Source organism: Mesorhizobium sp. B2-3-4 (genome assembly GCF_006442315.1).
Lineage (GTDB): Bacteria > Pseudomonadota > Alphaproteobacteria > Rhizobiales > Rhizobiaceae > Mesorhizobium.
Genome location: NZ_VFVY01000001.1, coordinates 174,273 through 196,551, shown reverse-complemented (window position 1 = coordinate 196,551; position 22,279 = coordinate 174,273). Strand labels below are relative to the sequence as shown.

At 62.9% G+C, this 22,279-nt stretch carries 31 protein-coding genes; all 31 read left to right on the top strand.

Annotated elements, in window-relative coordinates; translation table 11 throughout:
• Position 1 precedes the first annotated feature (1 nt).
• The 31 genes from FJ967_RS01140 to FJ967_RS00990 all read left to right on the top strand — a co-directional run bounded on the left by FJ967_RS01140 (position 2) and on the right by FJ967_RS00990 (position 22,267).
• Entirely contained in the window at positions 2-256 is a 255-nt protein-coding gene (locus FJ967_RS01140; RefSeq protein ID WP_140729884.1) for a hypothetical protein, read from the top strand.
• Positions 256-1,071, top strand: a complete 816-nt coding sequence (locus tag FJ967_RS01135; RefSeq protein ID WP_246675139.1) for a DUF6551 family protein — start codon at positions 256-258, stop codon at positions 1,069-1,071. The genes FJ967_RS01140 and FJ967_RS01135 overlap by 1 nt, the downstream gene beginning before the upstream one ends.
• On the top strand, positions 1,064-1,417 hold the full coding sequence (locus FJ967_RS01130; RefSeq protein WP_140729883.1) for a winged helix-turn-helix domain-containing protein: 354 nt from the start codon (positions 1,064-1,066) through the stop codon (positions 1,415-1,417). Before FJ967_RS01135 ends, FJ967_RS01130 begins: the two co-directional genes overlap by 8 nt.
• Positions 1,414-2,769, top strand: coding sequence for an MT-A70 family methyltransferase (locus tag FJ967_RS01125; protein ID WP_140729882.1), 1,356 nt, complete (start codon positions 1,414-1,416; stop codon positions 2,767-2,769). The genes FJ967_RS01130 and FJ967_RS01125 overlap by 4 nt, the downstream gene beginning before the upstream one ends.
• Positions 2,766-3,536: a phage N-6-adenine-methyltransferase gene (locus FJ967_RS01120; RefSeq protein ID WP_246675138.1), complete on the top strand. Its 771-nt coding sequence runs from the start codon at positions 2,766-2,768 to the stop codon at positions 3,534-3,536. Before FJ967_RS01125 ends, FJ967_RS01120 begins: the two co-directional genes overlap by 4 nt.
• Entirely contained in the window at positions 3,533-4,702 is a 1,170-nt protein-coding gene (locus FJ967_RS01115; protein WP_140729881.1) for a site-specific DNA-methyltransferase, read from the top strand. The genes FJ967_RS01120 and FJ967_RS01115 overlap by 4 nt, the downstream gene beginning before the upstream one ends.
• Complete coding sequence (locus tag FJ967_RS01110) at positions 4,699-5,136, top strand: hypothetical protein (protein WP_140729880.1); 438 nt, start codon at positions 4,699-4,701, stop codon at positions 5,134-5,136. The genes FJ967_RS01115 and FJ967_RS01110 overlap by 4 nt, the downstream gene beginning before the upstream one ends.
• 88 nt (positions 5,137-5,224) lie before the next feature.
• A complete protein-coding gene (locus FJ967_RS01105) occupies positions 5,225-5,530 on the top strand; it encodes a hypothetical protein (RefSeq protein WP_140729879.1) in 306 nt (101 codons plus the stop codon).
• Positions 5,527-5,820, top strand: a complete 294-nt coding sequence (locus FJ967_RS01100; protein ID WP_140729878.1) for a hypothetical protein — start codon at positions 5,527-5,529, stop codon at positions 5,818-5,820. Before FJ967_RS01105 ends, FJ967_RS01100 begins: the two co-directional genes overlap by 4 nt.
• A complete protein-coding gene (locus tag FJ967_RS01095; protein ID WP_140729877.1) occupies positions 5,817-6,113 on the top strand; it encodes a hypothetical protein in 297 nt (98 codons plus the stop codon). Before FJ967_RS01100 ends, FJ967_RS01095 begins: the two co-directional genes overlap by 4 nt.
• Positions 6,110-6,664 (top strand): hypothetical protein, encoded by a 555-nt coding sequence (locus FJ967_RS01090; protein ID WP_140729876.1) that lies wholly within the window; start codon positions 6,110-6,112, stop codon positions 6,662-6,664. Before FJ967_RS01095 ends, FJ967_RS01090 begins: the two co-directional genes overlap by 4 nt.
• On the top strand, positions 6,643-6,945 hold the full coding sequence (locus tag FJ967_RS01085) for a hypothetical protein (RefSeq protein WP_210243538.1): 303 nt from the start codon (positions 6,643-6,645) through the stop codon (positions 6,943-6,945). Before FJ967_RS01090 ends, FJ967_RS01085 begins: the two co-directional genes overlap by 22 nt.
• Entirely contained in the window at positions 6,942-7,790 is an 849-nt protein-coding gene (locus tag FJ967_RS01080; RefSeq protein WP_210243537.1) for an HNH endonuclease, read from the top strand. The genes FJ967_RS01085 and FJ967_RS01080 overlap by 4 nt, the downstream gene beginning before the upstream one ends.
• Positions 7,787-8,332, top strand: coding sequence for a hypothetical protein (locus FJ967_RS01075; protein ID WP_140729875.1), 546 nt, complete (start codon positions 7,787-7,789; stop codon positions 8,330-8,332). Before FJ967_RS01080 ends, FJ967_RS01075 begins: the two co-directional genes overlap by 4 nt.
• On the top strand, positions 8,329-9,459 hold the full coding sequence (locus FJ967_RS01070) for a helix-turn-helix domain-containing protein (RefSeq protein ID WP_140729874.1): 1,131 nt from the start codon (positions 8,329-8,331) through the stop codon (positions 9,457-9,459). The genes FJ967_RS01075 and FJ967_RS01070 overlap by 4 nt, the downstream gene beginning before the upstream one ends.
• A complete protein-coding gene (locus FJ967_RS01065; protein ID WP_140729873.1) occupies positions 9,428-10,075 on the top strand; it encodes a transcription termination/antitermination protein NusG in 648 nt (215 codons plus the stop codon). Before FJ967_RS01070 ends, FJ967_RS01065 begins: the two co-directional genes overlap by 32 nt.
• Positions 10,076-10,228: 153 nt before the next feature.
• Complete coding sequence (locus FJ967_RS01060; protein WP_246675137.1) at positions 10,229-10,570, top strand: HNH endonuclease signature motif containing protein; 342 nt, start codon at positions 10,229-10,231, stop codon at positions 10,568-10,570.
• Positions 10,571-10,621: 51 nt separating this feature from the next.
• On the top strand, positions 10,622-11,095 hold the full coding sequence (locus tag FJ967_RS01055) for a hypothetical protein (RefSeq protein ID WP_140729871.1): 474 nt from the start codon (positions 10,622-10,624) through the stop codon (positions 11,093-11,095).
• A gap of 100 nt (positions 11,096-11,195) precedes the next feature.
• Positions 11,196-12,842: a terminase large subunit gene (locus FJ967_RS01050; protein WP_246675136.1), complete on the top strand. Its 1,647-nt coding sequence runs from the start codon at positions 11,196-11,198 to the stop codon at positions 12,840-12,842.
• 22 nt (positions 12,843-12,864) lie between these two features.
• The gene (locus FJ967_RS01045) at positions 12,865-14,796 is read left to right on the top strand and encodes a phage major capsid protein (protein WP_140729869.1); all 1,932 of its coding nucleotides are present in this window, start codon (positions 12,865-12,867) and stop codon (positions 14,794-14,796) included.
• Between the two features lie 63 nt (positions 14,797-14,859).
• Positions 14,860-15,093, top strand: a complete 234-nt coding sequence (locus FJ967_RS01040; RefSeq protein WP_140729868.1) for a hypothetical protein — start codon at positions 14,860-14,862, stop codon at positions 15,091-15,093.
• Between the two features lie 162 nt (positions 15,094-15,255).
• Positions 15,256-16,635 (top strand): phage portal protein, encoded by a 1,380-nt coding sequence (locus FJ967_RS01035; RefSeq protein WP_140729867.1) that lies wholly within the window; start codon positions 15,256-15,258, stop codon positions 16,633-16,635.
• Entirely contained in the window at positions 16,562-17,653 is a 1,092-nt protein-coding gene (locus FJ967_RS01030) for a collagen-like protein (protein ID WP_181175633.1), read from the top strand. Before FJ967_RS01035 ends, FJ967_RS01030 begins: the two co-directional genes overlap by 74 nt.
• 64 nt (positions 17,654-17,717) lie before the next feature.
• On the top strand, positions 17,718-18,086 hold the full coding sequence (locus FJ967_RS01025) for a hypothetical protein (RefSeq protein ID WP_140729865.1): 369 nt from the start codon (positions 17,718-17,720) through the stop codon (positions 18,084-18,086).
• Position 18,087: 1 nt separating this feature from the next.
• Positions 18,088-18,711, top strand: coding sequence for a hypothetical protein (locus tag FJ967_RS01020; protein WP_140729864.1), 624 nt, complete (start codon positions 18,088-18,090; stop codon positions 18,709-18,711).
• Positions 18,712-18,740: 29 nt separating this feature from the next.
• A complete protein-coding gene (locus tag FJ967_RS01015; protein ID WP_140729863.1) occupies positions 18,741-19,103 on the top strand; it encodes a hypothetical protein in 363 nt (120 codons plus the stop codon).
• Complete coding sequence (locus FJ967_RS01010) at positions 19,103-19,744, top strand: hypothetical protein (protein ID WP_140729862.1); 642 nt, start codon at positions 19,103-19,105, stop codon at positions 19,742-19,744. The genes FJ967_RS01015 and FJ967_RS01010 overlap by 1 nt, the downstream gene beginning before the upstream one ends.
• Entirely contained in the window at positions 19,744-20,184 is a 441-nt protein-coding gene (locus tag FJ967_RS01005) for a hypothetical protein (RefSeq protein WP_140729861.1), read from the top strand. The genes FJ967_RS01010 and FJ967_RS01005 overlap by 1 nt, the downstream gene beginning before the upstream one ends.
• Before the next feature lie 41 nt (positions 20,185-20,225).
• Positions 20,226-21,167: a phage tail tube protein gene (locus tag FJ967_RS01000; protein ID WP_140729860.1), complete on the top strand. Its 942-nt coding sequence runs from the start codon at positions 20,226-20,228 to the stop codon at positions 21,165-21,167.
• Between the two features lie 309 nt (positions 21,168-21,476).
• Positions 21,477-21,911, top strand: a complete 435-nt coding sequence (locus FJ967_RS00995; RefSeq protein ID WP_140729859.1) for a hypothetical protein — start codon at positions 21,477-21,479, stop codon at positions 21,909-21,911.
• Between the two features lie 170 nt (positions 21,912-22,081).
• Positions 22,082-22,267: a hypothetical protein gene (locus tag FJ967_RS00990; RefSeq protein ID WP_140729858.1), complete on the top strand. Its 186-nt coding sequence runs from the start codon at positions 22,082-22,084 to the stop codon at positions 22,265-22,267.
• Positions 22,268-22,279 lie beyond the last annotated feature (12 nt).

The following is a 22,279-nucleotide window of genomic DNA, read 5'->3' as shown; positions in this document are numbered from 1 at the left end:
GATGGACCACCGCATCAGTTGCCTAGCCTGCGCCAATCCGATCGAGGACGGCGCGCCGACCTATCCCGACATGTCCGGCACGCTGTGTGCGGGCTGCTCGCCGACCTTCGACATGCTGATCGACGCAGCGGAGTCCTTCGCCTTCGTCCATCTCGATACCGGCGAGCCGATGTCGGACGCCGAGCGCCGCGCGGCCTATGACGCGCACATCGCCGCCGGCGGCAAGCCGACCGACAGCATGGCGGAGCGCGATTGATGCGCCAGGTGGCCGCTCTTCATTTCGCCGATCTTGCACCGGCCGTCATCACGACATCGCCGCCCGAACTGAGGATGGTTCACCCCGCTGCGTTGCTCATCGACGAGAACTATCAGCGCGGCCTTTCCGAGCGTTCCGTTCGCCTGATACGCAAGATCGTGTCCGAATGGGACTGGCGGGCGTTCAAGCCGCCGGTTGTTGTCGATGTCGACGGCGACCTTCACGTCATCGACGGCCAGCACACCGCGATCGGCGCGGTCACGCATGGCGGCATCGATCTACTGCCTGTCCTGGTTGTCGAGGCGAGTGCCCAAGAGGCGCGTGCCAGCGCCTTCGTGCGGCATAATCGCGACCGCATTCAGGTTACGCCCACGCAGCTGCACAACGCGATGGTCGCCGCCGGCGACGATGACGCGGTGACGATCGACCAGGTCTGTTCGCGGGCGGGCGTGACCGTGCTGCGCAATCCGCCGGCCTTCGGGAAGTTCAGGCCCGGCGATACCCTTGCGATCTCGACAATCCGTGCGCTGATCTCCCGGCGCCATGCCAAGGGCGCACGCGAGGTTCTGGAAATCTGCGTCAAATCCGGCGCATCACCGGTTGCCGCCGCGACAATCAAGGCGGTTGAGCACCTTCTTTTCGCGCCTGAATACAAAGGCGAGCTGCAGCACGAGCGGATCGCGTTGATCCTTTCCGCCCATGCTTCGACCATCGACCAGGAAGCGGCGCGCTTTGCGGCCGAGCGACGGGTTCCTCTTTGGCGAGCGCTTGCGAGCGTCATCTACATGAACCGTCGGAAGGCGAGACATGGATGACCTCGTGATCCGACAGCAGCAGGAAATCGAGACGCTGCGCGAGCGTGTGCGCCAGTTGGAGGATGCCTTGGTGCCTCCGGATGTTTCCGTTCCGCTCGAATGGCTGCTGACGGGGAGGGAAGCCCGCGTATTCGCCTTTCTCACGACGCGAGACGTCGCCAGCAAGAGCGCGATCATGCAGGCCATCTACACCGCCGGCGTGGACGACGAGCCCGAGATCAAAATCGTCGACGTTTTCGTCTGCAAGATCCGCAAGAAGCTCAAGCCGTTCGGCGTGACCATCGCAACGGTCTGGGGGCAAGGCTACAGCCTTACCAACAGACAGGATTGGAGGGCGGCTGCATGACCGATCTCCTTCCGCACCCGCTCGCCGAGCTGTTCCCGATGCTGTCCGACAAGGAAATCGGTGAGCTTGCCGACGACATCGTCACCTATGGCCAGCGCCAGCCGATCGTGCTGCTCGACGGCAAGGTGCTGGATGGGCGCAACCGGCTGGCGGCCTGCCGCTTCGCCGAGGTCGAGCCGGTCTTCACCGACTATGACGGCGAGGATCCGCTCGGCTTCGTGCTGTCGCTCAACCTGCACCGCCGGCACCTGTCGGAAAGCCAGCGCGCCATGGTGGCGGCGCAGATCGTCGACTGGGATTTCGGCATGAACCAGGCCACCGCCGGGTCAGCAAATTTGCCGACCCGGGAGGCCGCGCGCCGGCTGTCGATCTCCGAGCGCGCCGTCATCGCCGCCAAGCGCATCCGCGACCATGGCGCGGGCGAGCTGGTCGAGGCTATCCGCGACGGCCGGCTTTCCGTGCATGCCGGCGAGGCGCTGTCCGACCTGGCGGTCGAGGCGCAGCGCGAGGTGCTGCATCAGGAGGAAAAGCAGATCGTGGCGCGGGCAAAGGAAATCCGCGCCGCCCGGCAGAAGCTGCGCCACGCCGTGCGGCTGACCAACATGGAGCTGATCGCCAAGCGCGGGCGCCAGAGCGCGCCGGCGCGGTTGTCGCGCCTCTATCCCGTCTATTACGCCGACCCCTGCTGGCAGTACGCCGTGCGCTCGGAGGTGACCGGCCGCGAGAAGAGCGCCGAAAACCACTATCCGACGATGCCGACCGACGAAATCTGCACGCTGCTTTCAGGGCTGATCGGCGGCCAGCATCCGGCGGTGTGCTTCCTGTGGGCGACGAACCCGATGCTGCTCGACGGCCTGCGCGTGCTTTCCGCCTGCGGCTTCACCTATGTGCATCACTGGATCTGGGACAAGGAAGTCGCCGGCACCGGCTATTGGGGCCGCGACCGGCACGAGATCCTGCTGATCGGCCGCCGCGGCGACATCGCCGCCCCCCTGCCCGGCACGCAACCCGAGACGGTGTATCGCGAGCGAAAAGGCCGGCATTCGGCCAAGCCCGACTGGTTCGCCGAGCAGATCGACAAGCTGTTTCCGGGCCTGGCCAAGCTGGAGCTGTTCGCCCGCGCGGCACGGCCCGGCTGGGACAGCTGGGGGTTTGAATCCAATCCCGAAGCGAACGCCTCCGAGGACAACGGTGGGATCAGCGCCATTGAGGGCGCCCCCATGCCGGGAGAGGCAAGTCGGCCCGTTGCCGGGCGGTCGGCATCTGCAACGTCTGAGATCATGGACGCGACAGCCGGAGAGACGGCACCTCAATCAAAGCGTGGCCGCGCGCGCAAGGCGGTGCCGGCATGAGCGTCAACCTCTTCGCCGGCATGAGCGTCAACCTCTTCGCCGGCATGGGCTCTCACCAGTCGGCGCGCTCCGAAACCAACACCTGGTTTTCTCCACCCGACATTGTCGATGCGCTGGGCGGAGCCGACAGTTTCGACCTCGACCCGTGCAGCCATGTCGACCGGCCCTGGGCGACGGCGCGGCAGCACTACACGCAAGAGGACAATGGCCTGATCCTGCCGTGGTTCGGCCGGGTCTGGCTCAATCCGCCCTATTCGATCGCGCTGATCACCAAATTCCTCGGCCGCATGGCCGCGCATGATCGCGGCGTGGCGCTGATCTTCGCCCGCACCGAAACCGATCCGTTCCATCGCTTTGTCTGGGGCGCGGCCTCGGGACTGCTGTTTTTGCGCGGGCGGCTGAATTTTCACTATGCCGACGGCAGCCGCGCTGCCGCCAATGGCGGCGCGCCGTCGGTGCTGATCGCCTATGGCGCCGAGGACCGCGACATCCTCGCCGCCGCACCTATCGACGGTGCTTTCGTGCCGCTGCGCTTGAATCTGTCCATGCTGATGCCGGTCCTGCTGCCGACATGGCGAGAGGCGCTGGCCGACTACTTCGCCGGAAGAAGCGAGCCGGTGACACTTGCTGAACTCTACCGCGCCTTCGCCGACCACCCCAAGGCGCGCGCGAACCAGCACTGGCGCGACAAGCTCCGCCAGGTGTTGCAACGCGGCCAGTTCGAGCGCGTCGACAAGGGGCTGTGGCAGCGGAGGGCAGCGGCATGAGTGTGCGCATCCTCGAAGGCGATTGTCGCGCGATGTTGGCCGATCTGGCTGACGGCTCTGTCAACTGCTGCGTGACGTCGCCTCCCTATTTCGGGCTGCGCGACTATGGCGTCGATGGGCAGATCGGCCTCGAGGACACGCCTGATGCATTCATCGCCGAGATGGTGTCCGTGTTCCGCGAGGTGCGCCGCGTGCTGCGCGATGACGGCACGTTGTGGATCAATTTGGGCGACAGTTATGCCGGATCATGGGGGGCGCAAGGGCATCGGATTACAGAAGGCGACGACCCGTCTTGGCATGGATCGCAGATCAAGAATCATCCAAAGCGCGCGTCACGTACAGGAACAATTCGACAGGAGGGTTTGAAGCCGAAAGACCTGATCGGCATTCCTTGGATGGTGGCCTTCGCGCTGCGCGCCGATGGCTGGTATCTGCGGCAAGACATCATCTGGCACAAGCCTAATCCGATGCCGGAGAGCGTCACGGACCGCTGCACGAAGGCCCACGAATATCTGTTCCTGCTCACTAAGAGCCAGCGCTATTACTTCAATGCGGAGGCTATCGCGGAAGAGCGCACTTCCGATGAAGACAGCAGCACATTTCGCGGCGGCGCCTATGTTGGCGGCGCAATCGACAATGGCACGATGGGGAAGCGTGCTGTTCCCGGCAACGTCAAACGTCCGCAAGCGCAGCGCGCGGCTCAACTTGCCGAGCAACATGGCCTCACCGATGCCCACATAGCCGCCATCCGATCCGTCGGCATCACCGACGCTGGAAAGGCTCGCGTCACACAAGACGGCACCGGCAAGAACGATCCCGTTGTGCAAGCTTTGGCAGACGAGGCGAAGGCTGTCCTCGGCGGCTACTATCGCGAATTCCTGATTTCGGCCAAGCGCAACAAGCGGTCGGTTTGGACCGTTGCGACGCAACCCTTCAAGGAGGCGCACTTCGCCACCTTCCCGCCCGAACTCATCGATCCTTGCATCAAGGCGGGATGTCCTGTCGGCGGCACGGTCCTCGACCCCTTCGGCGGCGCCGGCACCACCGGCCTCGTCGCTGACCGGCTCCAGCGGAACGCTATCCTGATCGAACTCAACCCAGCCTATGCCGACATTGCGCGCCGGCGCATCGCGGCCGATGCCGGATTGTTCGGGGCAGTCGCATGAGCACCGACACCTCCATCCTCCGCGGCATGGCGCGGCTGCGCAAGGCGCTGGAAAAGCGCATGCGCATGGACGACCGCGCCGAGGAGTTGGCGGCGCGCGAGGGCGCCCGGCCGATCCGCTCGGGCACGCTGGCCGCCTTCGACACCGCCGCGCTTGGCCGGCGTCTGCGGCCGATGCTGGAGTTCGACGGCCGGGGCTGGCGGGTGCTGGCCGATGAGATCGGTGTGACCTCGCCGGACCTGTCGCGCGTCATGGCCGGGCAGGACATCGCCACCGGCAAGGTGTTCGCCATCTGCGATTGGGCCGGGCTCGACGCCCGCGCCTTCTACCGGCCGCCGCTCGGCGCGCCAAAGCCGCGCAAGAGGCCACGGCGCACGCGGCGGTCCCAAAGGGTGTTTCACGGGAAAAGCACTGAAACAGGAGTTCGCGGATGAGCGACCTTTCGCAAGCAATGCACGATGTTTTCGCCGAGCGACAGCGTCAGATGACAGTCGAGGACTCCGATTCTACGAAGCCGCGCGCATGAGCGACGCTTCTTGGAAATCCGAACAGGACAGGCAGACGCTGGCGCTTTCGGAAAGCCTGCAGCAAACGATCGACGCGTTTGGCAAAGAACTCTCCGGAGCCGGCAGACAGCCCATTCTCAACGCTGTCGCCAGCGCTCTGGTCTGCGTCACCGGCGCCATGCTGGCGTCTGTTGAGGATCGCTGCATCCGCAAGGAACTTCGCCGGGTCATGGACAGAGGCCTGTCGCGGGCAATCGCGGCGAATGAGGGAAAGCAGGGTTCGGCCCAGATCGTTCGCCCGGGCAGGAGGGCTGACGCATGAGCGATTCCATGCTGCCAATGCTGCGCCAGCTTCACGATGCGGACGGCAACCAGGTGCGCGCCGATGTGCTGTTGCGCATGCCGGATTCGGTGATGCTGGAATATCATGAGGTGATCCTCAATGCCTGTCGGCGCGGCGGCTTCGAGGTCGGCATGGCGTTTGTCGACCTGCGCATTTCGCTGCTGCTGGCCGTTCGTGACGATCAGGGCCGCGCGCCTGCAGACCTAGCCAAGGTTGCCGAGCACTATCGCGAAACACTCGCCGCTTTCGTTTCGGGAGGCGCGTCATGACCGCACCGCTCAGTCAACGTGTCGATCCCCTCGCGCGCAAGCTGGCACCGGTCGTGCGCGAAATGCTGCTGGCCGAGGTCGAGCGGCTGGCCGCAGCAATCAAGCCGGTCGGGAAACCGAAGCCCAGCAAGGCCGATGAGGATATCATGCAGGCCTGCCGCACCGTTGCCGCCGCCGCCGACAGGCTGGCGCAGGCGAAGTATGGACCGGGCGAAATCGCCGCCCGCAAATCGCTGGAGAATGCCGCGACGAAACTCCGCCGCGCCATGGAACGGCATGGGCGGATGCCATGAACGCCGTCGCGCTGTCGCCCGATGCCCGAAAACTGCGCGCCGTCGATGCCGCCCTGGCGGCCATCGCGCCGGCCGACTGGACGCGCGTGCATGGCGAGGGCGGCGCGTTCATCGAGGCGCGCGGCGAGATGGGCGAGCTTTTCGTGCTGGCGCGCTTCGATGCCGCGACGCCCGATGAAATCAGTTTCCTGTGCGACGCGCCCGACACGGTGCGCTTCCTGCGCCGGCTGTTGAAGGAAGCTTTCGACAGGATCCGCGACCTGCGCGGCGAACCGACGCGCCGCAACCCGGCGGCCGAACCGCCCGAGGCCAGCAAGCCGAAGGACTTCGCCGCCGAATGCGCCATGAAGTGCCAGGAGCCGGCCTTCAAGGTGTTTCTGGAAGAGCAGCACGGGCTGGAACGCCCGCTGACCGACGAGCGCGTCGCGCAACGGGTGCGCTCGCTGCTCGGCGTCACCTCCCGAAAAGAACTCAACGAAGGCGGAAGGCCCGGCGACGCGTGGAAAGCGCTGCGGACCGATTTCGCCACATGGCTGAAGGCGCAGAGATGAAAAACCGACTTACCGATCTCAATGATCATCTTTTCATGCAGCTGGAGCGGCTAGCGAATGAAGAGCTCACCGCCGAGCAAATATCGAGCGAAGTCGATCGCGCCGACGCGATCGTGAAGGTGGCGGACAAGATCGTGGATAATGCCCGTTTGACGCTGCAGGCCTGCGCCCTGGTCGCCAAGCATGGCGACCGCTTCATGAAACACCTGCCGATGATCTCCGGACCGGAGGCACCGCCAGCGGTTGTCGATTTCAAGAAGAAGGTCGAGGGCGGACAATGAAGGGTCGTCGGATCATCTACAGTGCCGCCGAGATGGACTGGCTGGAAGCAAACCGCCTCATGGTCATCAGCGACTATCACCGCGCGTTCCGTGAAAAATTTTGTAGGCCCGAAATCTCGGCGCTGAACCTGCACAGCCTGCGCAAGCGCAAGGGTTGGAAGACGGGCCGCGAGGGCGACCGATACAAAGGGCGGCATCGGCGATTCAACCAAGAAGAGATGGCATGGCTCGCGGCGAACCACGCGCTGCCGATAAGCGAATATCACGCCGCTTTCACCGCGTCATTTCCTCGCGAGGACGTGCGGCCAAAGAACCTTCACGCGCTCCGCAAGCGGATGGGATGGAAGACGGGTCGCACCGGATGTTTCGTCAAGGGGCATGCACCACTGAACAAGGGCAAGTCCTGTCCTCCCGGTAAGGGAGGGAACCATCCGAATGCCCGCGCGACGCAGTTCAGGACGGGCCATGGGCGCAGCGGTATTGCGGTCGACCTCTACAAGCCAGTCGGCACGGAACGTCTGAGCAAGGACGGCTATCGGGAGGTCAAGATACATGACGGCATGCCGCTGCAATCGCGGTGGCGCGGCGTGCACCTGGTCGAATGGGAAAGGTTGAACGGCCCCGTTCCGAAGGGCTGCGCGCTCAAATGTTTGGATGGCAATCGCAAGAATACCGATCCATCGAACTGGGAGGCAGTGCCGAGGGGCCTGTTGCCGCGCCTTAACGGCAAGTCCAGGCGCGACTATGACCATGCTCCCGCCGAACTGAGACCGACCATAATGGCGATTGCCAAACTGGAGCATCGGGCGGCGCGGGCCGGCCGGCGTCGGGAGGCGGCGGAGTGATTTCGGCACGAGACATCCTCGACGCTCTGGTTGCGCTTTCCGATGGCCGAATATGGGCCAGCGAGGTTGGCTTCTTCTCAGGATCCAGGCGCATCGACTTCTGGACGCTGGAGCCGACGCATTCGCAAGGCTTCCGGGCCAGCGCCTATGAGATCAAGATCAGCCGTGCCGACTTCCTGCGCGATTCCGTCGAAAAGCAGGATGGCGCGCTGCGCTGGTCCGATCGCTTCTGGTATGTCACGCCGCCAGGAATCCTGACCGTGGCCGATCTCCCCGACTGGGCCGGTTTGCAGGAATGGGACGGGGCGGCGTTCAAGGTCCGCCGCAAGGCGCCGCCGCGCGCAAAGCAGGCGCCGGACTGGGAATTGATCGTCTCGCTGCTTCGCAACTCCGGCGACTGCCGCCGCGATGTCGCCCTCATCAAGGCGCAGGCGATATTCCTTCAAAGCCGTGTCGACCAGATGCAGCGCCAGGAGAAGCTGCGCAACGACTATCAGCTCCAACGCTGGATTAAGCGCGGCGCGAAAGCGGTGCCGGCATGAGCGGACCACGCCTTTCCATCATTCCGGCGCGTGCCGCAACTGACAGGTCGCTCAAACCGCGCGACCTGCAGGTGCTTTGCGTGCTCGGGCGTCATACCGACGATCTCGGCTGGTGCCGGCGCAGCCAGGTCAAAATGTCAGAGGAAATGGGCTGCGCACGCTCGACGGTGTTCGAGGCTGTCGAGCGGCTTGTGAAGTCCGGCTATCTTGAAAAACACGAGCAGGAGGAGATTTCCGGCCGCGACAGCGCGCACTGGTATCGCGTCATCCTTGATCCGGTGCACCCGAATCTCGCGCTGGTGAAGGAAGCCGACGAACCGGCTGATTCCAAGTCGGAAATACCCTGCCGGCCCGTCGGCACCCCTGCCGGTATATCGGCACCCCCTGCCGGTCCTGAACCGGCACCCCCTGCCGGTCCTGAACCGGCACCTATTAACGACACTTCTCTAACGACCCCTGTTAACGTCGAGAGAGAGCGTGCGCGGGAACAGGAAAAACAGATCGAGCGCTGGCTGAAGAAAACGCACCCGGCGTGGCCGAGCTACATCAGCGACAGCGGTCCCAAGGCGCTGGCCGAGGCGCGCAAGCTGACCGACGAGGAGCGCGACGCCGCGGCCGACCGCATGGCGGATTACGTTGCCAGCGCCAAGGTGGGCGGGCGCACCGTGATTTGCACCTTCGCGGTGTATCTGTCCGAAAAGCGCTGGGAGAAGCTGCCGGCCAAGACCGCACCTGTCGCGGCAGCGGACGACTATGCGCCGCCCTTCGGGCCGGTCTGGATGGCGTGGGTGATCGCCAACATGCTGGAAGGTCCGGCCAACGCCGCGGCGACGGCGTTCGCCGAGCGCTGGCCGCAACTGTTCTTCCTGTTCGGCAATGCGCGCTCCGGACGCGGGCACCGGTTTGGTGAGCGCTGGCATGCGCTGAAGGGCCAGATGGTGGCCGTTCCCGTCGACACGTCGCAGTGGGACGACTGGAAGGCGTGCTTCCAGCAGCGCGGCTGGCCATGGCTGCCAGACCCCGGACGCGTCGCCTACTTCCCGGTTGGCGGACCGGCAGGACTGGAAGCATTCGAACAGGCGGTACGAGGGAACCATGATGCGGGCGGACGTGAAGCGGCTGAGTGAGGCGGACCCGATCAACCTCGACCGCTGCTATGCCGAATCGGATCGGCAACAAGGGCTGAGCCGGAAGGCGCAGGCTCTCCTTGCTGCTGCTGGCGAATCAGGGCCGGCGATGCGCTGGTTTGTCGTTCGTGTGGTGCCGAACTGCGAAAAGGTTGTGGAAGAATCGTTGGGCGGCGTCGGTATCGAATGCTGGCGACCGATGGAAAAGCGGCTGCGCCGCGCGCCTCACGCCAAGCGTCAGGTCGTCTACACCGTACCCGTTTTCCCCGGATATCTGTTCGTCAAAGTGGTGAATCAGGATGCGACATGGTCCGGCATCTTGTCCGTCGAAGGTGTGCTTTCCGTGCTTGGCGGGCGTTCAGGTCCGGTGCCAGTTCCGGAGGCTAACCTGTTGCAGTTTCGCAAGAAACTCAGCGAGAAGTCCACTGACAAGGATGTGGTCGAAGCCGCGTTCCCTCTGGGTGCCGAGGTGCTCATAGAGGAAGGCCCATTCGCGTCGTTCCCCGGTGTGATCGAGAGCGTGATGGAAGAGCGGTCCGCCGTGGTGTTGGTCGAGATATTCGGACGCTTCACCCCGGTCGAGCTCTCTCTTGCGCAAATCACCAAAAGGGATTAGCGAGTCCGTCCCAGGATGATCCGTTGACCTGAAGCGAAAGCTTCTAAAACCGAGTGGCAGCCGAACCGGCCGAGCCCCGAACGGACCCAGGCGAAGCAAACCAGCTTCGCCGCAATGGAAAAGATTCCGGGTATCATGGCGAGGATTAAGACGATGGCGCCGGCCATTCGCTCAATCGACACGCGTGCCGTGAAGGTGGCGCCCAAGGTCGCCGACGCCGAACTGCAATCGGCCGAGTACAGGCAATGGCGCAACGCCGTGTATCGTCGCGCCGGGTACCGATGCGAAGCGATGGACAATGGCCACCGCTGCACCAAAGCGGCACCTACGCACCGCATGTTCGCCGACCACATTGTTGAGCGCCGCGATGGCGGCGCGCTTCTCGACGCAGCCAACGGGCAATGCCTCTGCGGCTCGCACCACAGCCGCAAGACCGTCGCGGCCAGAGCGGCACGCCTCTCATTCCGAACAAGGGGGGGCGGGTCAAATCTCTAGGGCGGCATGGGGCCTCCAACCGCTTGGGGCTCATTCAGAGGTTTTTTTTCCATGGCTGAGATTTTTGACTTGTTTGGCGAGCCGGTGCCGGCGAACTGGGGTGAGCGCGGACGGCCGCAGCACATCGCCAGTCAGCAAAATCGGAATCGGGTCAGCATGTTAGTGGCAATGGGCTGGTCCAACGCCCGCATTGCCGCGGCACTTTTCGTCACGCTCCCGACTTTGCGGAAGCATTATTTTTCCGAGCTGAAGTTTCGTGACGTGGCACGAGACCGGCTCAATGCGACAATGGCGACGAAGCTTTGGGAGTTGTTCATGTCGGGCAACGTCGCCGCAGGAAAGGAATTCCGCGACTTCGTCGAGAAGAACGACCTCATGCTCTACGGCCAGACCGAACGGCCGGCAGCGAAGCTGAAGGCCGTCAAGCTCGGCAAGAAGGAAGAAGCTGCCCTTGCGGCTCACCAACCTGATCGCGGAAACCGCCTCGGCGACCTGATGGCCCGCCGGCAGGATCCGGTTAACTGACGCCACGATGTGGGACCTGAGTTGCCCGGATTGGGAGGACAGGATCCGCGAGGGGCGTTCGCTTATCCCGCAAGTGCCGCTAATCCGGTCAGAGGCAGATATGGGCCTCGCGTTCTACGACGAGTTGAGACTTCCGGACGTGCCGGGCAAGCCGCGCCTCGGTGACGCAACAGGACAGTGGTTCCGGGATATAGTGTCGACATCGTTCGGATCATGGGACCCGGTCTCGCAGCAAAACTTCATTCGGGATATTTTCGTCCTGGCGCCGAAGGGTTCTTCCAAGACGTCATACGGCGCCGGCATGGCGTTGACCGTTATGCTGATGAACCGCCGTCCTCGAGCCGAGGCGCTGTTCATCGGCCCGACCCAGGCAATTTCTGATCGCGCTTATGAGCAGGCGGTCGGCATGATCGAGGAATCGCCTGACCTGAAGCGTCGCTTCCGACCGCGCGACCACCTGAAGACGATCGAGGATCTGGTCAACCAGTCGGAGATGAAGGTGAAAACCTTCGATCTCAAGATCCTGACCGGCGGCATTCTGATTTTCGCGCATCTAGACGAGGTGCACCTGCTCGGCAAGACACACTATGCGGCCAAGGTCATCCGTCAGATTCGCGGCGGCATCGACAAGACGCCAGAGGGCAAGTTCCTTATCACCACGACACAGAGCGACGATATTCCCGCCGGCGCGTTCAGGGATGAGTTGCACAACGCCCGCCGACATCGCGATGGCGCGTTCCGCGGCAAGAACGCTCGGCCCACTCTGTCGGTGATGTTCGAGTTTCCCGACGACATAGCCAAAGAGCCCGCGGCGTGGAAAGACACAGCCAACTGGCCAATGGTGATGCCGAACCTTGGCCGCTCGGTTCACCTTGCCACGCTCGTTCCGGACTGGAATTCGGAGAAGGAAAAGGGCGACCAGGCCATCCGCGTCTGGGCCTCGCAATATCTCAACATCGAGATGGGCGTCGGCATGAAGACCGACGGCTGGCCTGGCGCTGAATTCTGGAGCGATGCGGAGGAACCCGGCCTGAACTTAGACGGCATATTGGCGCGGTCCGAGGTGATCGTCGTTGGCGCGGATGGCGGCGGGCTGGACGATCTTTTCGGCGCGACAGTGCTTGGCCGAGAGATCGGTGCAAGGACATGGCTCAGTTGGTCGCACGCCTGGTGCCATCAGGGCGTGCTGAAGCGGCGCCAGACGATTGCGTCTCGCCTGGAGGATTTCGAGAAGGCCGGTGACCTCGAGATCATAGATGACGAATTCGAGGACGTCGCCGGCGCCGTCACACTGCTCAATCGTGTCAACGAACTGTTTCTGCCGAAGGATGTCGCTGGCTTTCTCAAGCTGGTCGACCGGATCAACCAGGCCGGGCTTCTGGCGGCCGTCGCGCTCGACGTCGAGGGTCCTTACGGCGAGTTGGTCGACGCGCTTGCATTGATCGGGGTCACTGTCGAAAGCGGCCAGATCGTCGGCGTCGGCCAGGGCTACAAGCTGATGAACGCGCTCAAGACGACGGAGCGCAAACTGGCCAACGGAACGCTGAAGCATTGCCCCAGCCCGATGATGGATTGGTGCGTCGGCAACATAAAGATCGAGCCTACGGCAACCGCGATCCGAGCAACGAAACAGAACGCCGGCGACGCCAAGATCGACCCCGCGATGTCGCTGCTCGATGCCAGCAGCGTAATGCTTACGAACCCGCAGGCGAAAGCTGTGCTCGACGTCGCCGCTATGGTCGCCTGACCCTTCAACCGGAGTGCTCAAAATGACTACGTACCGCACGACGGCTTCGGCCGGCGAAGGCATGGACTTTGTCATCTCTGATGGCAGCCTCGATCGCCATGGCACTCGGATCAACCCAAAGGGTTGGGTCCTAGCATCCTTCAACCGGAACCCGATCGCATTGTTTGGCCACTCCGGTGGCTTTCCAATCGGGCGCTGGGAAAACCTGAGGATGGAGGCGGACAAGCTTGTCGGGCGGCTCGTCATAGCCGCCGAAGGAACGAGCGCTCGCATTGACGAACTGCGCAAGCTGGTCGAGCAGGGTATCCTTCGGGCGGTTTCGGCAGGATTTAACGTCCTGGAATATGGCGTGCCCGGGAAAAGCGACTTTGACTTTGAGAAGCAGGAGCTGATCGAAGCCTCGCTGGTCTCTGTCGGCTCCAACACTAATGCGCTCGCAAAAGCGCGCGAACTCAACATTTCCGAAGAAACACTTTCCCTGGCGTTTGGCGAGCATGCCGATACGACGCCCAGGAGAGTGCCCAATGGCGAGCATGCCGAACCTCCGACTGCGGACAGGGAGCGCACCCGTGGGGGCCTTCATCCGCTACCGAAAGCAAAAAACATGTCCAATCTTGCACAGCGCATTACCGATGCGCAGACCGCCTACAATACAGCCCGTGATGCCTATCAGGATCACGTCGGCCAGGATGACTACGACCTTGAGCAGGCCGAAGCCTTGAAGGAAGAGATGGAAGGTCGCCAAGCCCGCCTGACTTCCCTCAAGGATGCCGAGCGCGCTCTTGGCGCCACCGCCGGTCAGCGCGGCGAAGGCGACCCGCTTCCCAAGCCAGCAAATCGCCGTCCGCTCGGCATCAGGGAGCGCGAGCCCAAGCCCGGCGATCTCGTGATCCGCGCGGCGGTCTGTACCGCCCTGGCAAAGCTGACGAATCGCGACACGCTGACCGTCCTCGAGGAGCGTTACCGAGACCATGAGGCCACCAACGTCTTCGTGCGTGCGGCTGTGGATCCTGCCAAGACCACGGTCAGCGGCTGGGCATCCGAGTTGATCGAGACGGAAACCATCGCCTTCCTGGAGACGCTGCGCGACATCTCATTCTATCCGCGTCTCGCCGCGCTCGGCGCCAACCTGCAATTCGGTCCTGGCCGCGGCGCGGTCAAGATCCCGTCGCGGGCGGCGACGCCATCGATCAGCGGCTCCTTTGTCGGCGAAGGGTCGCCGATTCCGGTTCGCCGGTTCGGTCTGACCTCGACGACGCTTACGCCGCACAAGATGGGCGTCATTTCCTACTTCACCAAGGAAATGGGCGCCTATTCTACGCCGCAGATCGAAAACCTGCTTCGTCAGGAAATCCGCAACGATACGGCGGAAACGGTCGACACGCTGCTGACGGACGCAAACGCAGGGTCGACCACGCGCCCAGCCGGCCTTCTCAACGGTGTTGCGGCGCTGACGGCTTCCACGGACGGCGGATGGGCCGCGATCATGCAGGACATCGACACTTTGGCGGCTCCGTTTGATGCCGCAAAAGCCGGTCGACAGCTCGTGCTGCTGATGAACAAGCGCGAAGCCCGCAAGCTGGCGTTCACGCCCGGCCCGGACAAGGTGCTCGGTTCAATGCGCCAAATCCTGACGGAATCAGGCATCACCCCGATTTCGTCTGTAAATGTGCCGGCGGGCCGTCTGATCATGATCGACGCGGCTGACTTTGCCACGTCGGCCGACGATCAGCCAGTGTTCGATGTCAGCGAGGAGGCGGTGTTCCACGCGGAAGACACGTCACCGCAGCAGATCAGCACCGCCGGCGCCCCGAATGTGGTGGCTGCACCCGTCATCTCCATGTTCCAGACCGCCAGCATCGCGCTCCGCATGCTGATGGACATGACCTGGGCGATGCGTCGTGCGGGTATGGTCCAGTGGATCGATGGGGCCGACTGGTCCTACACGCCCTGAGTTTTATGAGCAGCTTGGGTGAGGCGGAATCGCCTCACCCCTTTTCATCAAAGGAGAATGGCGATGAAGCACCCCGTTAAATCCGAAAAGGCATTTCCTTCCCAAATTGGAGCCGATAGCGGCCTTGCGCATGCAAAAGAGACCGCTTCTGAACCGTCTCCGAAGTCGAAGGCAAAGGCCGCGAACCCAGACACACCTTACCCGACCCAGGCGGATCTCGACGCCATCAAGGATGGGAGTTTTCATGGTCGCGAAGCCAAGTCCGAAGGTGACAACGCTACCTATAAGACGCGCTGAACATGAGCGTAGCGTTAGCCATTGTTGCATTGTTGTTTCTCGCCAGCGCCGCCTTTCTGGTCGCCGGTGTGCAGATGCTCGCGGGCATGGCTTGGGCTTTCATCCTGATCGGCCTTCTCCTTTTCGGAGCAGGCGTCTTTCTCCGCATGGGGCTGAAGCCAAATGGCTAATGCACTGACGCTGCTCTCTCGGGCGTTTATTCCGCAGGCACGGGTAGCCAAGGAGGGCGAGTACCGTCCGGGCCCCTACGCGCTGTCGAATGGTTGGCTTTCGGCGTCCGCCGGACGGTTTTTAAACTGGTGGCAGATGGGTTATTCGCTCAACCCATACGGCCAGAGTTCAGCAATGGTCGAGGCATGTATCTCGGCCTATGCGCAGACAGTGGCCATGTGTCCTGGAGATCATTGGGTGACGCTCGCCAACGGCGGGCGCGAGCGTGTTGTCACTTCGGCGCTGACGCGTATCCTGCGCAAGCCGAACGACTATCAATCGATCTCGGACCTGTTGTTGAATCTGACCAGGCGCCTCTACGACAAAGGCGAGGCGTTTGCCGTGGCTATCCGAAACAACCGTGGTGAGCCGGGCGAGTTGCATATGATGCGCGACGGCCGCCCCTTGCTCGCGAACGACGGATCAATCTTCTACAGCCTGGCCGGAAATGAAATCGTTGAGCAGCGTTTCGACCTGTCCGATCCGATCCCGGCGCGTGATGTCATGCACATTCGCCTTCACACGCCACGTCATCCGCTGAAGGGTGAGAGCCCGATCCTTGCCACCGTTCTGGAGCGCGCCATGGCGGGAGCAGCGCTCAACCAGCAGGTGGCGTTCTACGTGAACCAGGCGCGGCCCAGCTTCATGTTGGAGACCGACGAGAAGCTGACGCCGCAACAGGTAAAAGACCTTCGTGACCGGTGGAACGAGCAGACGCAGGGCGACAATGCCGGGGGTACGCCCATCCTGTCTTGGGGCTTGAAAGCCAAGCCTGTTTCTATTTCCGCAGCAGATGCGGAAATAGCCAACATGCTGAAGATCACGGATCAAAGCATTGCTTTGGCATTCCGCATGCCGCTGGCTGTTCTGGGCATAGGAGATACGCCATTTGCGTCCACCGAGGCTCTGATGTCGTCGTGGAAATCATCCGGGCTTGGGTTCTGTTTGAATCATATCGAAGAAGCCTTCGGCCTTCTTTTCGGTCTCAAAGGTCAGCCCGACGAGTATGTTGAATTCGACACCTCGGCCCTGATGCGCTCCAACTTCAAGGAGCGGATGGAAGGTTGGGCCATCGCGACCAAGTCCGGTATCGGGATCAACGAGTTCCGCAACGCCGAAGGCTACGCCTCGGTGGCGCATGGCGATGAGCCTCGCGTGCAGCAGCAAGTCGTTCCGCTGAGCTATGGTGCCAAAATGCAGCCGCCCGACCCAAACAAGGCCGCACTGGCTCCGCCTGCTCCCGATCGCGAGGAAAACAATGAAGAAGCAGGCCGCACGTACGATGACCATATCCGAGACATCGATGCCCGCATCGCTGCGCTCCTTCATTGAAGCTGCCTCCGATACCGTCGCGCGTGAGATCGCTGAGTTGCGGCGGCAAGCGCTCGCTGAGCGGGAACTGCGCAATGCACAATTTTCCGCCCGAATGTCGGAACTTGAGACGCGCATCGCGTCTGTGGCTGAAATCGAACGCAGGCTGGCGGAGCGTATCACGACGCTGAAGGACGGCGAACCCGGCAAGGACGGAGAAAGAGGCGAGCCCGGAGAAAGGGGCGGGCCAGGTCCGCAAGGCGAGCGTGGCGAACCGGGACCGCCCGGTGCAGACGGCCGGGACGGCGTCGACGGGCAAGCAGGAGAGCCCGGAGAGAGGGGCGAGTCAGGTCCGCAAGGCGAACGCGGCGAACCGGGACCGTCCGGTGCAGACGGCCGGGACGGCGTCGACGGGCAAGTAGGAGAGCCCGGAGAGAGGGGTCCGCAAGGTGAGCGCGGCGAACCTGGTCAGCCAGGGGCCGATGGGCACGACGGCGTTGACGGTCAGACTGGCGAGCGTGGGGCGGAAGGTCCCGCCGGGTCGCTGCCGATCGTCGCTGAGTGGGAAGATCGCGTCTATTACCAGGGCGAGGTTGTCACTCGTGACGGTAGCATTTTCCAAGCTGTCCGTGACACGGGTAAGCAACCCGGCCATGATCATTGGCGCTGCATCGTGGCGGCCGGATCGAACGGCATGGACGGTCAGGACGGGCGCTCTTTCACCATCCGTGGCACCTTCCTCGAGATCAATGACTATCGCGAAATGGACGTCGTTGCGCTTGGCGGCGCGTCGTTTGCCGCCAAGCGCGATAATCCGGGCATATGCCCCGGTGACGGCTGGCAGTTGATTGCCTCACAAGGCAAACGCGGCAGCCCCGGAGAGGCTGGGAGCCCCGGTCCTAAAGGGGAGCGCGGAGATGCAGCGCAAGCTGTTGTCTCTATCACCGTCGATGATGAAGGATTGCAAACGCTGATCAGCGGAGATGGTTCGAAGGTTCAGTGTGACCTCTATCCGGTCCTCGCCAGGCTGAAGCAATAGGGCCGGCTATCCGGCAGTTCGGGGCAACGTCGCCCTCAGGATCCAAGAGAAATGGAGAACTCCAATGCGCCTTTACGAGGTGACTGTCACTACTGCTGCCGACGGCTCCGCCACAGCTTACGCTCCGTCTTCCGGCCGAGCTCGAGGTCTGCTGGAATCGATCCAATATGAGAAGGTCGACTTCGCCGATGGCGTCGACTTCACGATCACGGACGAGGAAACCGGCGAAAGCCTGTGGACAGACACCAACATCAACGCGTCGGAAATCGTCAGGCCGCGCGCTCCTACGCATGACCAGGGTGGTGTGGCGAAGTTGTATGCGTCTGGTGGTACGGCGGTCGGCGAGCGGATAGGGATCGTCTCTCGAATCAAGATCGCTATTGCTCAGGGTGGCAATGTGAAGTCCGGTACGTTCCGGTTCATCGTGAGCTGATATGTCCACTCGCGTGATGGTCCCTCCGGATCCGCTTGTCTCCCCGGCCGACGTGCCGGGGGGGCATGGGCCCGACGATGCCGCAGTTGCCGCGATGATCGTTGCTGCGCAACGTCTCATTGACGGACCCAGCGGATGGCTGGGTATATGCCTCGGACCTCAAACCCTTGAGACGGTCGTTAGGTGCTGGAGCGACGTCGAAACCGCTCTCTTTGGACCTGTCATCGACATTGAAAGCATCCTTTATATAGACGCTTCAGGCGACGAACACCAGGTGCCCGACGATGATTGGTTGCTCGATGGGGGTCGACTGTACCTTGCCTCATCATGGGTCCGTCCGGCACTGGCGTCTCGGCGGTTTCCCATCAAGATAACCTATGATGCGGGTTACAACGAAAGCGATCCCTATTCGGGCGGCACAGGCGACATCCCTGAAAACGCCAAGGCTGCGATCATCGACGCTGTTCAGCAACTGATCCTAGCACGGTCCGATACCCTCGGCCTGCGCTCGGTCGAAACAGTCGATGTCGAAACCATTACCTATCTCGACGCAGACAAGGTCAGTGCGATCATGCGCAACGCATCATCTGACCTTCTTTCGGGTCTATGGGTCCCGCGCATTTGATGGCGATCACGTCCGATACTCCGGATGGCATGATCGCACGCCTAGACGCGTCTCTAGCGCGCCGCGGCGAGAACTGCATCTTGCGCCGCAAGGAAGGCTCGCCCTTGGCCGACAAGGATGTCACCGTGCGCGCCTCGGTGCGCGGTCTTCGGGCGGCGGAGATCGTCGGCACGGCGACGCAGGCCTATTCGAGGGCGGTGATCTCGATGACGCAGATCCTGGCCGACGGCTGGCCGGCCGGGCACACCGTCACCCCGGGCGCCGTCGATCCGCGCATTCCGCGCGAGAACGACTCCCTTGTCGTCAAGGGCAAGGTCCGGCAGATCAAGTTCGCCGACCCAATCGCCGTCGACGGCGTCGTGGTGCGCGTCAACCTCACGGTGGCAGGCTGATGGCGACCGGGTTCGAGTTCTTCGAGCGCGACCTGCGCGTTGCCACCGCTGGCCTCGAACCGGAGGAGATCAACCGGCAGGTCGCGGCATTCGCGAAGCTCGAGGTCGCGCGCGTCATCGCCGAGGGCCTTGCGACGCCGAACTACACGCGCATTGTCAATGGCGTCGCCGGTGCCGCCGAGGAAAGCTACCGGGCGCCTGGCGCGATCGTCTACGAATTCACCAACTGGGACCTGGTCATCAAGGCGGCGTTGGCGGAACTGCAGAAGAGGTCGCCGCGCAAGTCCGGCCGCTTCGCCTCCTCCTTCATCGTCGTCGTCGGCGGGCGTACCGTCGTGACCGACTTCACCAGGATCCGGCCCGACGCCGAGATCATCATCACCAATTTCCAGCCCTATGTCCGCAAGGCCGAAGTCGGCATGCTTGGCGTTGCGGAACGCTACCTGTTCGCCGGCACAGCGCGGGCGATGGCCAGCCGGTTTCGCGGTGCCTTCACCTTCACGTCGAAGTTTCTCGACGTGCCGGCCGGCATCCATTCCGGCATGCCCTATCGACTGAAGGGTCGCGGCAGCAATGACCGCATCAGCCGCAAATCGGCCGTGTTGAGTTATCCCTCCATCATCATCAACCCGGTGAACTGATGTCCAGCCCCGAAGCCTTCGACGCGTTCAAGGGTGTGCTCGACGATTATGCCGCCGGCGATGACGCGTTGCCGGTCCGCTATGAAAATGAATTCGTGCAGGACCTGATCGACGCCAATACGCCGGCGTGGGTCTATGTCGAAATCTACGGCGATTCCTACAATCAGGACACGATGGGCGCGCCGGGCGCAAACGCGTGGGAAGAACGCGGCGTTGCCTATCTTCACGTCATGACGCCCAGCGGTAGCGGCAGCCGTGACGGCCGCGTTCATGCCAATCAGCTTCTCTACCTCTTTCGCGAGAAGCCGATCGGCAACATGTTCATGCCGGAAATGTCGATCGGTGCCGGCGCCCCCGGCCAGGACTTTCCGAACTATTACTCGACCGCGGGAACCATCTTCTGGACCCGCCGCGACATCACGTCGACCCCGACGACCTAACCCCGGCTCGACCGGCTTTCTGAAACAAGAGGAGAAGCACCATGTCGTTCGCTGACGGCAGTCAAGTCCGTTTGGCCGACGTGTCGGAAACGACGCCCGGCACCATCCCCGCGACGCCGGGGTTTCAGGTCATGCGCTATCGGACGGCCAGCGTCCGGATCAACAAGCAGACGGACATCTCCGACGAAGTCCGTTCCGATCGCAACGTGCCCGGCATCACCGATGTCGGCCGTGCCGTCACCGGCACGATCGAAACCCGGTTCTCCTACAACACCTACAACACCTGGCTGGAGCGGCTGCTGTGCTCGACCTTCGCCACCGGCGTGCTGAAGAACGGCATCACCCACAAGACCGGCGCGCTGGAATTCACCTATGAGCAGGGCGCGACCGACACCTACATCCGTTACGCCGGCTGCCGCTGGAACACGCTCGACCTCAACCTGCGCTCGCGCGCGCCGGTGCAGGCGTCGTGGGGCATCATGGGCATCGACAGCCCGACGCCAACCACGGCCATCATCGCCGGCGCCACCTATGCCGCGCCAACGACGACAGAGGATTTCAACGCCGGTCTGAACGTCGCCGCCCTGTCGATCACCTCGGCGGCCCTGGTGTCGTCGCCGAAGGTGCAGGCGATGAGCCTTCGCATCACCAACAACATCTACCAGGTCGACGTCGTCGGCGCCTATGCACCCTACGGCCACGGCCTTGGCCGGTTCGAGGTCAGCGGCACCATGACGGTGCTGTTCGAAAGCCTGGCGGCCTACACCGCCATCCTCAACCATGAGGACGTCGCGATCGGCTTCACCTTGCAGGACAAGTCGGGCAATACGCTGGCCTTCGCCCTGCCGAAGTTGAAGTTTCTCGACGGCGGCCCAGCCGCTCCGGGCAACGGCCAGCCTGTCGTCATCGAAGTGCCTTTCCAGGGCTTCTATGACGCCAGCTCAGCAGCAACCATCACCATCACCAAGACGGATGCACCCTGATGCGCAAGCCCTCGAAACCCGTCCAGACCGCCGATGGCGGCCCGGTAGCAATCCTCCCCCTCACAGATTTCCGCGCCGATCCATGGGGCACCGGAAATGAGACCGCCGTTGCGTTTCGAGCCGGCATAACGTCCTCGCCGGTGCCGGCTGAATTCGCGCAAAAGGCGCGCGATGACGGCAGGGCCGCTCCGGCTTGCGAACCTGCTCCCGAAAAGCAGGACTGATCAGTCTTACAAGACTGGTTTCTGCGCAGAACGGCCGGAGCGTTCGGGCGCTCCGGCCACAATCCTCCCGAAAGGATAATTCCCTATGACCATCAAGCTTTCATCGGTGAAAGCCGATCTTTCGCGCGAAGAAAAGGGCGACTGGATTCCGTCGCCGGATTTCCCCGGCGTCGAGTTCAATGTTTCGTCGCTGCATTTGCCTGCCTACCAGACCGCACTGGCAATGACGGAACAGCGTCTGGCGCGCGCCTACAAGGGTGTTCCGGTGCTGCCGCATGTCCGTACGGTCGAAATCGGCAAGCTGCTGCACAAGCATATCCTGCACGACTGGCGCGGCTTCGACGAGCCGTACAGCGAGGAGGTCGCCCGTGGGATGATGTGCGAGCCGGAAGGCCGCAACTTCATTGCAGCGGTGCAGAACTGTGCCGCCATGGTTTCGCTCACCGATGTCGAGTTCGTCGAGGACGCGGGAAAAAACTCCTCCAGGCCTTCCGCGACAGGATCTGGCGAGAAGGCCTAGACGCCGAACGGCAGGACTGGCTTGAAGAACTGGCGGCCGAAGAGGACGCCGAAGACTGGGTCATCAAGGCGGCTTATCCAGCCGGTCGCATAGAATTCGAACCGGAGCCATGGCACCGGCTCTATTGGCAGGCGTGGGAAGCGCTCCGGTTTGACCGCTTCTATGGCGCCATGGGTGGCGAGGGTCCGCTACCCTACATGGTGATCCGGGCCTATGCCGAGGATCACGGCATATCGGGCGACGACTTCAAACTGTTCCGGGCCTTTTTCAAGATCCTCGACAACGCATGGCTGTCGCATGTCGCGGAACGCGACAGGGCCGCCGCGCAACAACCATCCGATCCGTCTCATCAATAGGTTTGCGGGAAT